This is a genomic window from Pseudomonas sp. AB39(2026), from assembly GCF_059831485.1.
Genome location: NZ_CP195212.1, coordinates 1408372 through 1421395, shown reverse-complemented (window position 1 = coordinate 1421395; position 13024 = coordinate 1408372). Strand labels below are relative to the sequence as shown.

General features: G+C 63.7%; 14 protein-coding genes and 1 riboswitch. Of the genes, 12 read left to right on the top strand and 2 right to left on the bottom strand.

Features of this window, described 5'->3' with window-relative positions:
* Positions 1 to 358 precede the first annotated feature (358 nt).
* Positions 359 to 1018, top strand: a complete 660-nt coding sequence (locus ACSAMW_RS06150; protein WP_500593157.1) for a C40 family peptidase — start codon at positions 359 to 361, stop codon at positions 1016 to 1018.
* Positions 1019 to 1156: 138 nt separating this feature from the next.
* Positions 1157 to 1711 (top strand): C40 family peptidase, encoded by a 555-nt coding sequence (locus ACSAMW_RS06145; protein WP_500593156.1) that lies wholly within the window; start codon positions 1157 to 1159, stop codon positions 1709 to 1711.
* A 25-nt stretch (positions 1712 to 1736) separates the two neighbouring features.
* Here ACSAMW_RS06145 and ACSAMW_RS06140 read toward each other — a convergent pair whose 3' ends face one another.
* Positions 1737 to 3044, bottom strand: a complete 1308-nt coding sequence (locus tag ACSAMW_RS06140) for a PQQ-dependent sugar dehydrogenase (protein ID WP_500593155.1) — start codon at positions 3042 to 3044, stop codon at positions 1737 to 1739.
* 94 nt (positions 3045 to 3138) lie between these two features.
* A riboswitch (cobalamin riboswitch) is annotated at positions 3139 to 3350 on the top strand.
* 136 nt (positions 3351 to 3486) lie between these two features.
* On the opposite strand from ACSAMW_RS06140, the gene cobO reads away from it, so the two are divergent.
* From cobO to ACSAMW_RS06090, 10 genes are read left to right on the top strand one after another with little or no spacing between them, the layout of a single operon-like run.
* Positions 3487 to 4098 (top strand): cob(I)yrinic acid a,c-diamide adenosyltransferase, encoded by a 612-nt coding sequence (gene cobO, locus ACSAMW_RS06135; protein WP_500593154.1) that lies wholly within the window; start codon positions 3487 to 3489, stop codon positions 4096 to 4098.
* Positions 4095 to 5405 (top strand): cobyrinic acid a,c-diamide synthase CobB, encoded by a 1311-nt coding sequence (locus tag ACSAMW_RS06130; RefSeq protein ID WP_500593153.1) that lies wholly within the window; start codon positions 4095 to 4097, stop codon positions 5403 to 5405. Before cobO ends, ACSAMW_RS06130 begins: the two co-directional genes overlap by 4 nt.
* Positions 5402 to 6052: a 5,6-dimethylbenzimidazole synthase gene (gene bluB, locus ACSAMW_RS06125; protein ID WP_500593152.1), complete on the top strand. Its 651-nt coding sequence runs from the start codon at positions 5402 to 5404 to the stop codon at positions 6050 to 6052. Before ACSAMW_RS06130 ends, bluB begins: the two co-directional genes overlap by 4 nt.
* Entirely contained in the window at positions 6049 to 6957 is a 909-nt protein-coding gene (cbiB, locus tag ACSAMW_RS06120) for an adenosylcobinamide-phosphate synthase CbiB (RefSeq protein WP_500593987.1), read from the top strand. The genes bluB and cbiB overlap by 4 nt, the downstream gene beginning before the upstream one ends.
* Entirely contained in the window at positions 6950 to 7939 is a 990-nt protein-coding gene (gene cobD, locus ACSAMW_RS06115) for a threonine-phosphate decarboxylase CobD (RefSeq protein WP_500593151.1), read from the top strand. Before cbiB ends, cobD begins: the two co-directional genes overlap by 8 nt.
* Positions 7939 to 9396, top strand: coding sequence for a cobyric acid synthase (locus ACSAMW_RS06110; RefSeq protein ID WP_500593150.1), 1458 nt, complete (start codon positions 7939 to 7941; stop codon positions 9394 to 9396). Before cobD ends, ACSAMW_RS06110 begins: the two co-directional genes overlap by 1 nt.
* Position 9397: 1 nt before the next feature.
* Positions 9398 to 9919 (top strand): bifunctional adenosylcobinamide kinase/adenosylcobinamide-phosphate guanylyltransferase, encoded by a 522-nt coding sequence (cobU, locus tag ACSAMW_RS06105; RefSeq protein ID WP_500593149.1) that lies wholly within the window; start codon positions 9398 to 9400, stop codon positions 9917 to 9919.
* Entirely contained in the window at positions 9916 to 10968 is a 1053-nt protein-coding gene (gene cobT / locus ACSAMW_RS06100; protein ID WP_500593148.1) for a nicotinate-nucleotide--dimethylbenzimidazole phosphoribosyltransferase, read from the top strand. Before cobU ends, cobT begins: the two co-directional genes overlap by 4 nt.
* The gene (locus ACSAMW_RS06095; protein ID WP_500593147.1) at positions 10965 to 11537 is read left to right on the top strand and encodes a histidine phosphatase family protein; all 573 of its coding nucleotides are present in this window, start codon (positions 10965 to 10967) and stop codon (positions 11535 to 11537) included. The genes cobT and ACSAMW_RS06095 overlap by 4 nt, the downstream gene beginning before the upstream one ends.
* Positions 11537 to 12247, top strand: coding sequence for an adenosylcobinamide-GDP ribazoletransferase (locus tag ACSAMW_RS06090; RefSeq protein ID WP_500593986.1), 711 nt, complete (start codon positions 11537 to 11539; stop codon positions 12245 to 12247). Before ACSAMW_RS06095 ends, ACSAMW_RS06090 begins: the two co-directional genes overlap by 1 nt.
* Before the next feature lie 20 nt (positions 12248 to 12267).
* Here the strand turns inward: ACSAMW_RS06090 and ACSAMW_RS06085 are convergent, their stop codons facing one another.
* A complete protein-coding gene (locus ACSAMW_RS06085; protein WP_500593146.1) occupies positions 12268 to 13017 on the bottom strand; it encodes an amidohydrolase family protein in 750 nt (249 codons plus the stop codon).
* Between the last annotated feature and the right edge of the window lie 7 nt (positions 13018 to 13024).

The following is a 13024-nucleotide window of genomic DNA, read 5'->3' as shown; positions in this document are numbered from 1 at the left end:
ATAAACACTGCTATATAATCCGTCAGCTTTGTGCCGCCAAAGGCCTGTCGCGGGCCCTTGATACCCTTGCTATAGCTTTTCTTTATAGGCACCGGGCACCAAGGGATAAGGCAACAGGCGCCAATCGTGTTCCTGCCTACCTGTAAGCAGCGTAAGCCCGTCGTTCGCCTCTGAATTCTTCATGTTTATCAATGGCTTGCAAATGCTTTGTAGGCGCTGACCGCCTGTCGTACTGCGTGTTTCGCTGCCAGACGTCAGGCAAGGCACCATAAGTCACAAATCGTTCTATAAAATTTGCAAATGGTGCCGATAGTAGGCATATTCGCACCTTCATTAATTTATCGACACGGTCGTGCCCATGCTGAAGCGCTTAGCACCCCTCGTGCCTCTTGCACTTGTTACCCTGTTGTACGGCTGCGCAGCCCAATCTCCGGTTTCGCAACAGCAGGTGTCCACCCCGGTTACTGCCGTACGTGCACCCCTCCCGCAGCCCCATACGTCCATTCCCTCCGGCAAGGTCTCTCCGTTCGATAGCGACGACCTCACGGCAGACCGGGATGACATGCCTGCTTTCTCCAGCACTGCGCCCTACCGCCTGCCGGTACTGGCAGACAGCATCCTGGAACGTGGAAAGTCCCTGATCGGTACGCGCTACCGCTTTGGCGGCACCACTGAAAGCGGTTTCGACTGCACGGGCTTCATCAATTTCCTCTTCCGCGAAGAAGCTGGCATGACCTTGCCCCGCTCAAGTCGCGAAATGATCAACGTTCAGGCGCCCCTGGTCGCGCGTAACAAGCTCAAGCCAGGCGATGTACTGTTTTTCGGCACAACAGGCCGCCGTGGTCGCGTAAGCCATGCCGGTATCTACTTGGGCGATGACCAGTTCATCCACTCCAGCTCACGCCGCAGCGGCGGCGTTCGCGTGGATAACCTGGGTGACAGCTACTGGAGCAAAACCTATATCGAAGCCAAGCGTGTGCTGGCGATGGCGCCCACCACCGAGGTTGCGCGCCGCTAAGCGCAGCGGTGTGTTCGGCCCCGCATGGCGGGGTTAAAAGAGTAGCGACGAGCGGTCACGCTTTCGCTACTCTTTTTTTTTGAATTCAGCGAGTTAAGCGCTACTCTTCACCGGCAGTCGAACTCGGAATCCCTTCTCATGGCTTTCACCTCTTTGCGCCTATTGGCGTTGGCGCCGCTCTTGCTGCTGGCCGCCTGCGCGAGTTCACCACCTCCGCCTCCCAAGCCGGTGGCCGTTGCACCTCGCCCGCTGATGGTTGACCCAACGGATTACTCCTCGGTAAAGGCTGACGACGTATTGTTTCGAGCCATTGGCTTGGTAGGTACGCCGTACCGCTGGGGAGGCAACACGCCTGCCGCTGGCTTCGACTGCAGTGGCCTGATCGGGTTTGTGTACCACGACGCGGCAGGCATCGCGTTGCCACGCACCACCCGTGACCTGATTGCCATGCATTCGCCCACCATCGACCGCAACGCCCTGCGTTCCGGCGACCTGGTATTTTTCTCGACGCAACGCAATGGGCAGGTGAGCCATGCCGGTATCTACGTGGGGGAAGGGCGGTTCGTTCACGCACCGCGCACCGGTGGTACGGTACGCCTGGAATACCTGAACAAACCGTATTGGCAGAAAGCCTACCTGGCTGCCAAGCGGGTGATCCAGCCAGAGCGCTTGGCACAAACAGCACTGCCATAACGGCCCTGGCTGGGCCTGGCCGCTATTACCGGGTCACACGCCATACCTTGTTGCCTACGTCGTCGGCGACCAGCAATCCGCCTTTGTTGTCGCCGACTACACCGACCGGGCGGCCCATGGCTTCTTCCTTGTCATTGAGAAAGCCCGTTAGCAGGTCCACGGGCTGGCCGCTTGGCATGCCGTCGGCAAAGGGGACGAACAACACCTTGTAGCCGCTATGTGGCTTGCGGTTCCAAGAGCCATGCTGGCCAATGAACGCGCCCTTATCAAAAGGTGCCGGCAGTTGGCCGGGCTGGGCGAAGGCTAAACCCAGGGAGGCGGTATGGGGCCCTACCGCAAAATCAGGCGCAATCGCTTTTTGCACCATGTCCGGGTTTCCAGGTTCGACACGCACATCCACGTGCTGGCCGTAGTAACTGAACGGCCAGCCGTAGAACGCGCCGTCCTTTACAGAGGTGATGTAGTCCGGCACCAGGTCGCTGCCGATCTCGTCCCGTTCATTTACGGCTGTCCAAAGCTTGCCAGACGTGGGCTCCCAGGCGAGGCCATTGGGGTTGCGCAAGCCGCTGGCAAACAGGCGCTTTTGCCCAGTGGCAAGGTCCACTTCCCAAATGGCGGCGCGGCCTTGCTCATTGTCCAGGCCATTCTCGGCCACGTTGCTGTTGGAACCCACGGTCGCGTACAGCTTCTTGCCATCGCGGCTGGCAATGATGTTCTTGGTCCAGTGATGGTTGATCGTGCCGGCGGGCAGGTCGGTGACGGTCTGGGCGTCGCTGTCCAGGTGAGTGGCGCCTGGGGTGTAGTTGAAGCGCAGAATCTTGTCCGTGTCTGCTACGTACAGGTTCTGGCCCACCAACGCCATGCCGAAAGGCGAATTGAGGTTTTGCAGGAACACTTCATGGGTTTCCGCTGCGCCGTCGCCATCCTTGTCGCGCAATAGCACGATGCGGTTCGGGCTGGGCACGGCCGCCCCGGCACGCCCCATGACTTTCTCCATCACCCACCCTCGAATCCCTTTGGTGTCGTCGGGTTTGGGTGGCGCGTTGGTTTCTGCTACCAACACATCGCCATTGGGCAATACGTACAGCCAGCGGGGGTGGTTGAGCCCCTCAGCGAAGGCCTTCACCTGGGTGCCGGGCGCAGCCTTGGGCTTGGCGCCCTGGGGCCAACCCACGGCCGGGGCAATATTGACAGTGGGGATCAGGGTCTTGTTGGGTTCGGGGAGTTTAGGTGAAGGGCCTGTACCATCGGCCACTTGCAGTTTCGAGCTTTCGCCGCACGCCGCCACGCTGGCGGCAAGTACAACGGTTAAGGCAAGGCGGGACATGTGCATGGTGTGCTTCCTGGCAGCCGGGTTGTGTACCGTAGAGGCAGCGAGGCGGTGGAGGTTCAACATGTTTAATTGACGCTGTTGGGCCAACCCCTTACCCTGCGCGATTGTTTCAGGTGCCCCGGCCACCTTCGCGCGCCAGGGTGAAACAGGGAAGCCGGTGAGCCTAGGGCAAGGCCGGCGCTGCCCCCGCAACGGTAAGTGAGTGAACACCGCCGCACAGGCCACTGGGATAACCGGGAAGGCGCGCCGGTGGGGTATAACGGCCCCCTCACAAGCCCGGAGACCGGCCTGAAACCTTATCGGGCGAGCGATGCAACCCGCCTTATTACAGTACAGATCGCCGTGCGGGTGAGCGCGGCATCCACGCCATGCTTCCCCGTAGGGCTGAGGCATAGCGTCGGTGCGCACCCGCCAGTGACCGCAGTGAAGGACCTGGCAGCACATGAACGACACTCCCGAGCGTGACGAACGCCACCAGGCCCGTATGGTGCGCAAGAAGGCTGTAATGGACGCCCGTATTGCCGCCTCCCCTGACGAGCGCGGCCTGCTGTTGGTGCTGACCGGAAATGGCAAAGGTAAAAGCAGCTCCGGTTTTGGCATGTTGGCCCGCGCCATGGGCCATGGCATGCGCTGCGGGGTGGTGCAGTTCATCAAGGGGCGCAACTCCACGGGCGAGGAGGCGTTCTTCCGCCGCTTTCCAGAGGAGGTCAGCTTTCATGTGATGGGGGAAGGCTTTACCTGGGAGACCCAGGATCGCCAACGTGACATTGCCGCCGCTGAGGCCGCCTGGGCAGTTGCTAAAGGCTTGCTGGCCGACCCTGCCGTGGATTTCGTGCTGCTTGATGAGCTCAATATCGCCCTCAAGCATGGCTACCTGGATGTGAACGCCGTGTTAGCGGACCTTCAGGCGCGCCCACCCTTGCAACATGCCATCGTTACAGGCCGTACGGCCCGCCCGGAATTGCTGGAGGCGGCTGACACGGTCAGCGAAATCGGCGTGGTCAAACACGCCTTTAAGGCAGGTATCAAGGCACAAAAGGGTATCGAGTGGTGAGTACAGCCCGGCACTGTCCTGCAGTACTCATCGCCGCGCCTGCCTCTGGCCAGGGTAAAACCACGGTCACGGCCGCACTGGCGCGCCTGCATCGCAACCGCGGCCGCAAGGTACGCGTGTTCAAGTGTGGGCCAGATTTTCTCGACCCCATGATTCTCGAGCGTGCCAGCGACGCGCCGGTGTACCAGCTGGACCTGTGGATGGTAGGCGCAGCGCAAAGTCGCCGCCTGCTGTGGGAGGCGGCAGAAACGGCAGATCTGATCCTGATCGAAGGGGTGATGGGGCTGTTCGACGGCCTTCCCTCCAGTGCAGACCTGGCCATCGAACTGGGCGTGCCCGTGCTGGGCGTGATCGACGGTACGGCTATGGCTCAGACCTTCGGTGCGCTGGCCTTGGGTTTGGCCCGCTACCGGCCGGCGTTGTCCTTCGTGGGCGTGCTGGCCAACCGAGTGGGCAGCGAACGTCACAGCCAGCTGTTACGCGACAGCCTCACCGAAGGCCTGCGCTGGTTCGGTGGCTTGCCGCGTGAGCAGGCGATCAACTTGCCCAGCCGGCACCTGGGCCTGGTGCAGGCCAGCGAACTGGAAGACCTGGATCGCCGGCTCGATGCCGCAGCTCAGGCGCTGGCGGCCACCTGCGATGATGCGTTGCCACCCCCTGTGTGTTTCAGCCCCCCTGAGCCTGAGGCCCCGGCGCGGCTGTTGCAGGGCGTACGCGTTGCCATTGCCCGCGACCAAGCCTTCGCTTTCCTTTATAACGCCAACCTGGACGCACTTCGGGCCATGGGTGCCGAGCTGGTCTTCTTCTCGCCCTTGGTTGATGAGGGGCTGCCGCCGTGCGACAGCCTTTACCTGCCGGGCGGCTACCCGGAGTTGCATCACCATCAGCTGGCCGCCAATACCCCGATGCTGGAGGCGATTCGCGGGCACCATCGTGCAGATAAACCGCTGTTGGCCGAATGCGGTGGCATGCTGTACCTGCTGGACGGGCTGACCAGTGTGGAAGGCGAACGCGCCAGCCTTCTTGGGCTGATGCCTGGCGAGGCGGTGCTACAAAAACGCCTGGCTGCACTGGCCTTGCAGGACGTGCAGCTGGATGAGGGGTGCCTGAGAGGGCACACCTACCACCATTCCCTGACCACATCGCCTTGGGCACCTACTACCCGTGGCCGCAGCCCTAACGGCGGGCGAGGTGCCGAGGCGATCTACCGCGTGGGCCGGCTAACGGCCTCCTATGTGCATTTCTACTTTCCGTCCAACCTTGCCGCCAGCGCGGCGTTGCTTCGCCCCGCTGAGGTGGCAGCATGAGCGAGCACGCCTACAGCGACGCGGAGAAAGCAGCCGTGTACCGCGCCATTGCCGAACGGCGGGACATGCGCCATTTCATAGGCGGGGAGGTAGCGCCTGACGTATTGCAACGCCTGCTGCTGGCGGCTCACCAGGCGCCAAGCGTAGGGCTGATGCAGCCCTGGCGCTTTATCCGTATCCGCAGCCTGGCCCTTCGCAGTGCGATTCACCAACTGGTGGAAGAAGAGCGCCTGCGCACGGCCCAGGCCTTGAATGAGCGGGCCGACGATTTCATGGCTCTCAAAGTGCAAGGGGTACGTGAGTGTGCCGAGCTGCTGGTGGTCGCCTTGGCCGACGGCCGCGAACAGCACGTGTTCGGGCGCCGTACGCTACCGGAAATGGACATTGCTTCGCTGTCCTGTGCGGTGCAGAACCTGTGGCTGGCCGCCCGCGCCGAGGGGCTCGGCATGGGCTGGGTGTCTCTGTTCGACCCCGAGCGCCTGAGCGCCTTGCTGAACATACCCGCCGGCGGCAAGCCCTTGGCGGTGCTGTGCCTCGGGCCGGTGGCCCAGTTCTATTCAGAGCCGATGCTGGTGCTCGAAGGCTGGACACAGGAGCGGCCGCTCGATGAACTGTTGTTCAACGATACATGGGGGGCAACGTTGTGATGCTGGCTTTGACCTGTGTCGCAGGGGTCGCCCTGGACGCCTTGCTGGGTGAACCTCGTCGGTGGCACCCCTTGGTAGGCTTTGGCAACCTGGCGAAACGGCTTGAGCAGCGGTTCAACTTCGCAGGCCACGGCTGGCGCAGCCATGGCGTGACTGCGTGGCTGATGGCTGTGGTACCCCCTGTGCTGGTGTTGACCGTGTTGTCGTGGCTGCCCTTGATAGGCGGTGTGGTTGAGGTGCTGGTGCTGTATTGGGCGTTGGGCCTGCGCAGCCTGGGCGAGCACCTGTTGCCGGTAGCACGGGCCTTGCGCGCCGGGGACCTGGTACGCGCACGCGAACGGGTAGGCCGCCTGGTCAGCCGGCATACCGAAGCCTTGGATGGAACGGGTGTGGCCAAAGCAGCCACAGAGTCGGCACTGGAAAACGGTAGCGATGCCGTATTTGCCGCCTTGTTCTGGTTCGTGGTGGGGGGTGTGCCCGGTGTGGTGATGTACCGGCTGGCCAACACCTTGGACGCCATGTGGGGGTACCGCAACGAACGTTTCGAACGTTTTGGCTGGGCCGCCGCACGTATCGACGACCTGCTCAACCTGCTGCCTGCCAGGTTGGTAGCGCTTACCTATGCGGTGCTTGGCAAAACAGGCCTGGCCTGGCGGTGCTGGCGCCAGCAGGGGCGGCTCTGGGACAGCCCCAATGCAGGCCCTGTCATGGCCGCTGGCGCCGGGGCCTTGGGGGTAGAGCTGGGTGGGCCAGCCATGTATCACGGGGAGGTCCATCACCGGCCGGTATTGGGTGAAGGCCCGGCCGCCGACGCCTCGGCCATTGAAAACGCCTGGGCATTGGTGCAGCGCGGGGTTTGGCTCTGGCTGCTGATTATCTGTGTATGGGGGCAGTTCTATGCTTGAGCATGGTGGGCGGCTACGTGCTGCTGCACAGGCGTTCGGGCGTGACGAGGACGAATGGGTGGATGTGTCTACGGGCATCGCGCCCTGGGCCTGGCCTGTGCCTGCGATTCCGGCACAGGCCTGGGCACGCCTTCCCGAACCCGATGACGGCCTGGAAGCCGCTGCCTGCCGGTACTACGGTGCGCGTCAGGTATTGCCGGTGGCCGGTTCCCAGGCGGCCATTCAGGTACTGCCCCGCCTTCGCCGCATTGGCAAGGTAGGCGTGCTGGCGCCCTGTTACGCCGAGCATGCCGAAGCGTGGCGCAAGGGCGGGCATGTGGTACGCGAAATCGCTGACAGCGAAGCCGATGATTACCTAGACCGCCTCGATGTACTGGTGGTCGTGAACCCTAACAACCCTACGGGCCGCTTGCTGGACCGCAGCTGCCTGCTGGCTTGGCATGCGCGCCTGGCCGCACGGGGCGGATGGCTCGTGGTAGACGAGGCGTTCATGGATATGACGCCCCAGCATAGCCTGGCGGCGGACGCTCACCTTCCTGGGCTGGTGGTGCTGCGATCCTTTGGCAAGTTCTTCGGCCTGGCCGGTGTACGACTCGGCTTTGCCCTGGCCGAGCCACGCTTGCTGGCAGGCCTGGTGGACCATCTGGGCCCCTGGGCCGTTAGCGGCCCTACCCGCACCCTAGGGCGTGCGTGCCTGCTGGACGAGGCAGGGCATCGCCAGCAGATAGCTCGCTGCACCCAGGCAGCCGATCGCCTCGTGGCGCTGCTGGCCGAACATGGCCTGGTGCCTGAAGGGGGGTGCGCGCTGTTTCAATGGGTGCTGGTCGAGCGTGCCGAAGCCCTTTACCTGCATTTGGCCAGGCTAGGCATTCTGGTGCGGCTGTTTCTTCACAACCGCAGCCTTCGTTTTGGCCTGCCCAGCAACGAAGCCCATTGGCAACGGCTTGGCGAAGGCCTGGCCTCATTTAGCAAGGAGGCCTGATGCCGACCCTGATGGTACAAGGCACCACCTCCGACGCAGGCAAGAGCACCTTGGTGACGGCGCTGTGCCGTTGGCTGCGCCGTGAAGGCAAAACAGTGGTGCCCTTCAAGCCGCAAAACATGGCCCTCAACAGTGCTGTGACGGCTGATGGCGGCGAGATTGGCCGTGCCCAGGCTGTGCAGGCCCAAGCGTGTGGGCTAGCGGCACATACCGACATGAACCCGGTGCTGCTCAAGCCCAACAGTGACACTGGGGCTCAAGTGATCATCCATGGCAAGGCGGTGGGCAATATGAATGCCTTGCGCTACCACGGCTACAAGGCCACGGCCATGCAGGCCGTGCTTGAATCCCACGAACGCCTGAGCACGGCCTATGACGTGGTGGTGGTGGAGGGGGCGGGCTCGCCTGCTGAGATCAACCTGCGCGAGGGCGATATCGCCAACATGGGCTTTGCTGAAGCCGTGGATTGCCCGGTGATCCTGGTAGCAGACATCAACCGAGGGGGCGTGTTCGCTCACCTGGTGGGCACCCTTGAACTGCTTTCGGCGACTGAGCAAGTGCGGGTACAGGGCTTCGTGATCAACCGCTTCCGGGGCGACCTTGCGTTGCTCCAGCCTGGGCTGGACTGGCTTGAAGCCCATACGGGAAAGCCCGTGCTGGGGGTGTTGCCCTACCTCACAGACTTCCACCTGGAAGCCGAGGACGCAGTCGACAGCCGCCAACCGGCCAAGCAGGGCCAATTGCTGCGTGTAGTGGTGCCCGTACTGCCGCGCATCAGCAACCACACCGACTTCGACCCGTTGCGCCTTCATCCTCAGGTCGCGCTCACCTTTGTGCGGCCGGGCGAGCCGATTCCACCGGCCGACCTGATCATCCTGCCCGGTTCCAAAAGCGTGCGCGCCGACTTGGCACGGCTGCGAAAGGGCGGCTGGGACACGGCCATTTCCCGGCACTTGCGCTATGGCGGCAAGGTGCTGGGAATCTGCGGCGGCTTGCAGATGCTGGGCCAACGCATCGCCGACCCCCTGGGCCTGGAGGGCCCTGCGGGAGTAAGCGAAGGGCTGGGCTGGCTGGCCCTGGAGACTACCTTGGCGGCAGACAAACAACTGCGCAACGTCAGTGGCTGGCTATCGACCAACGCGGTGCCGGTGCAGGGGTATGAGATTCATGCGGGCGTCAGCCAGGGGCCAGACCTGTGCCGCCCGGCGCTACGCCTGGCCGATGGTCGAGACGACGGTGCTATCAGCGCGGACGGCCAAGTGATGGGCACCTATGTGCATGGCCTGTTCGAGTCGGCGCCTGCCTGCGCGGCCCTGCTGCACTGGGCGGGGCTACAAGGGGCGAACGAGCTGGACTATCACGGCCTGCGTGAGCGAGATATCGAGCGCCTGGCCGACTTGGTGGAGCAGCACCTGGACACACCACGGCTGCGCGCCTTGTGCCAGGGGGCAATGTGACATGCGCCGATTGATTCTGGGGGGCGCGCGGTCTGGCAAAAGCAAGCTGGCGGAAAGCCTTGCGCTGGCCAGCGGCTTGCCAGTGACCTACATCGCCACCAGCGAGCCACGGGACGCTGAGCTGGACGCCCGCGTGCGCCTGCATCAGGCCAGGCGCCCGGCGGAATGGGCGCTGGTCGAGGAGCCCCTGGCGTTGGCCAGTGTATTGAGTGCCCATGCCGGCCCAAACGTGTGCGTGCTGGTGGACTGCCTCACGCTGTGGCTCACTAACCTACTGATGCTGGACAGCCCCGAACGCTTGGCTACGGAGCGAAACGCCCTGCTGGTCGCGTTGGACCAGTTGCCTGGCGAGATCATTCTGGTGAGCAATGAAACCGGCCTGGGCATCGTTCCCATGGGGGAGCTGACGCGCCGCTACGTGGATGAAGCCGGGCTGCTCCACCAGGCTATTGCTGAACGTTGCCAGCACGTGGTGCTTACCGTGGCTGGCCTTCCTCTGACCTTGAAAGGACCTACCCCATGACCACGGCCTGGTGGCTAGCGCCCTGTGCGCAAGCACATACCCAGTTCACGGCTGTTGCACAGGAGCGTCAGCGTCAGTTGACCAAGCCTGCGGGCTCCCTGGGCCAGCTCGAAGCCATTGCGGTTCGGCTCGCAGCGCTACAGGGCACGCCTTCGCCCAAGGTCGCCAATGTGCACATCGGCCTGTTCGCTGGGGACCACGGTATCGTGGCTGAAGGGGTCTCACCCTACCCGCAGGCCGTGACAGGCCAGATGCTGCGCAACTTTATCAATGGGGGCGCCGCTATCAGTGTGCTAGCCAAGAGCCTGGGCGCACAGATGGCGGTGGTGGACCTGGGCACGGTCGTACCGCTGGACCTGCCCGGCGTTCGCCAGGTGCGGCTGGGTGCAGGAACCCGTAACTTTGCCCATGAGCCCGCCATGACGCCGGAACAGTGCGAGCAGGCGCTGCACGTGGGGCGGGAAACGGCCCAGGCTGCTGCCGCTGCTGGGGCACAGTTGTTCATCGGTGGGGAAATGGGCATCGGCAACACCACAGCAGCCTCTGCGTTAGGGTGCTGGCTGCTGGGCTGTGCCCCTGCCGAGCTGGTCGGCCCCGGTACCGGGCTGGACCCTCAAGGTGTCGCCCATAAGGCGAATGTGATCGAGGCGGCACTTGAGGCTCACGCCCCGCAGCTTCAGGCGCCGCTCGCGGCGCTGGCCTGTTTCGGGGGGTTTGAAATCGCAGGCCTGGTGGGCAGTTACCTGGGTGCCGCCCAGGCCGGGGTGCCGTCCCTGGTCGATGGGTTCATCTGCTCGGTCGCCGCGTTGCTGGCCGTACGCTTGAACCCCGGCTGCCTGCCGTGGTTATTCTTCGCTCACCAAAGCGCAGAGCCAGGGCATGCCCGTTTGCTGGAGGCGTTGAACGCACAACCATTGCTTGCATTGGGCTTGAGGCTGGGTGAAGGCAGTGGCGCGGCTTTGGCGGTGCCACTGATGAGGCTAGCCTGTGAACTGCACAACGGTATGGCCACCTTTGCCGAAGCAGCCGTGGCGGACCGCGCCCAATGAGCCTGCGCCTGGACCTGCTGCGTCACGGTGAAACCGAGCGCGGCGGTGGCTTTCGCGGCAGCCTGGACGACGCGCTGACACCAGCAGGCTGGGCAGCTCTGGAAACCGCTGTCACGGGGCAGGGGCCTTGGGATGCCATCGTCACCTCACCCTTGCAACGGTGTGCCGCCTTTGCAGCGGTGCTGGCTGATCGTCTATCACTGCCGCTGCTGATCGTGCCAGACCTACGTGAATTGCATTTTGGCGCGTGGGAAGGCCTTTCAGCCGCTGAGCTGATGGTAGACCAGGCCGACGCCCTTGGCCGGTTCTGGGAGGACCCGTTCAGCTTCACCCCGCCCGGTGGTGAGCCGCTGGCAGCGTTCTGCGCACGGATCAACGGCGCTGTCGGCCTGCTGCAGGCCAACTACACAGGCCAGCGGCTACTGGTGATCAGCCATGCTGGTGTGATGCGAGTGCTGCTGGCCCAGGCCCGCGGGTTGCCACCTGGCGAGCTGTTGCAGGTGGTTGTGGGGCATGGCGAGTTGCACCCTGTGGCCCTCAGCGACGCCGGCCAGTGGAGCGCCTTATGATCCTGCCTTGGTGGATCGCTTTGCAGTTTCTCAGCAGCTTGCCCGTGCGGCTCAAGCGTATCCCCACAGCAGCTGAGAACGGGCGCTCGCTGCTGTTCTATCCCGCGGTAGGGGTGTTGTTCGCTACCCTGCTGGCTGTGCTGGACCGGGGGCTGGCTGGGGCACCGGCACTGCTTCATGGGGCGCTATTGCTGGCGGCCTGGGTAGCCCTTACTGGAGGCCTGCACCTGGACGGTTTCGCCGACACAGCGGATGCCTGGGTCGGGGGCTATGGGGATCGCAGGCGCACCCTGGCTATCATGAAGGATCCGCGCAGCGGCCCCATGGCGGTCGTGGCCCTGATAGTGCTCCTGCTACTGAAATTCACCGCTTTGGTCACAGTAGCGCCCGCTGGGCATGCCTGGCTGTGGGTGCCGGTGTTGGCCAGGGCCGCGCTGCTGGTGCTGTTTCTCACCACCCCTTACGTGCGGCCTGGCGGGCTGGGAGAAACCCTGGCCACCCATGTGCCGCGCTCGGCAGGGTGGTGGGTAGTGGGGGCCTGCTTGCTGGCCGGGTTCATGGCCCTTGGCGCGGTGATGCTGATTGGAATTGCCACTTTTGCTGGCCTGCGTTGGTGGCTGATGCGTCGCCTTGGCGGTACCACAGGCGATACCGCCGGCGCGCTGGTGGAATGCCTGGAAGTGGTGCTGTTGATAGGCCTGGCCGTTTAAGCGGCCAAAGGATGCAAAGGCTACAGGTGGCCACAACGGTAGAACGCTTGGGCGTTTTGCCACAGCACGGCCTGTGCGCGTGCCTCGCCCAGCGCGTCCTTGATCAAGGTGATATCAGCCGCCTGGAAAGGCCTGGGCGCTCGGGTGGATGGCAGGTCGCTGCCAAACATCAGCGCCTGGGGGTTGGCTGCATCCAGTTGCTGCAAGGCGGGGCCTATGGCGAAATCGACTCTGCCAAAACCACAGGCCTTCACCCGAACCCCTTGCTCCACCAACCGTAGCAAAGCAGGCAAACCCTCACCGCTCAATCCCAGGTGGTCGATGCTGACCGCTGGCAGGCGAAGCAGTCGGGGCATCAAGTCTGGCAGATCGCGACTGTCCACATACAATTCCACGTGCCAGCCAAACAAACTGTGCACCCTCTGGGCCATGCGTTCCAGCTGGTCCAGCGGCTCGGAGCCACCGCGGCGCAGGTTGAACCGCAGGGCCCGTATGCCATGGGCATGCAGGTCGGCCAGTGCCTGGTCTGTGACAGTCGCCTCGACCTGAGTCACGCCCACGAACCCCTTGCCCAGGCGTTTCAACGCGTCGATCAGGTAGGCCTGGTCAAACGCCTGGAAGGACCCCGACACCACGGCGCCGCCGGTCACTCCCAGGGGCGTAGCCTGGGCGAGGTAGGCGCCGACGTCGAATGCTGGCGGCAGGTAGCCTTGGTTGGGCACCAAGGGAAAGCGCGGGTCGATGATATGGCAGTGGGCGTCGAACAGCATAGGGGCG

Excerpts from the sequence above, each read along its gene's own strand:
- cobT (WP_500593148.1), top strand. The coding sequence starts at position 9,916 with ATGACCACGGCCTGGTGGCTAGCGCCCTGTGCGCAAGCACATACCCAG.
- cobU (WP_500593149.1), top strand. The coding sequence starts at position 9,398 with ATGCGCCGATTGATTCTGGGGGGCGCGCGGTCTGGCAAAAGCAAGCTG.
- ACSAMW_RS06150 (WP_500593157.1), top strand. The coding sequence starts at position 359 with ATGCTGAAGCGCTTAGCACCCCTCGTGCCTCTTGCACTTGTTACCCTG.
- ACSAMW_RS06145 (WP_500593156.1), top strand. The coding sequence starts at position 1,157 with ATGGCTTTCACCTCTTTGCGCCTATTGGCGTTGGCGCCGCTCTTGCTG.
- bluB (WP_500593152.1), top strand. The coding sequence starts at position 5,402 with ATGAGCGAGCACGCCTACAGCGACGCGGAGAAAGCAGCCGTGTACCGC.
- ACSAMW_RS06140 (WP_500593155.1), bottom strand. The coding sequence starts at position 3,044 with ATGCACATGTCCCGCCTTGCCTTAACCGTTGTACTTGCCGCCAGCGTG.
- cobD (WP_500593151.1), top strand. The coding sequence starts at position 6,950 with ATGCTTGAGCATGGTGGGCGGCTACGTGCTGCTGCACAGGCGTTCGGG.
- ACSAMW_RS06110 (WP_500593150.1), top strand. The coding sequence starts at position 7,939 with ATGCCGACCCTGATGGTACAAGGCACCACCTCCGACGCAGGCAAGAGC.
- ACSAMW_RS06085 (WP_500593146.1), bottom strand. The coding sequence starts at position 13,017 with ATGCTGTTCGACGCCCACTGCCATATCATCGACCCGCGCTTTCCCTTG.
- ACSAMW_RS06095 (WP_500593147.1), top strand. The coding sequence starts at position 10,965 with ATGAGCCTGCGCCTGGACCTGCTGCGTCACGGTGAAACCGAGCGCGGC.
- cobO (WP_500593154.1), top strand. The coding sequence starts at position 3,487 with ATGAACGACACTCCCGAGCGTGACGAACGCCACCAGGCCCGTATGGTG.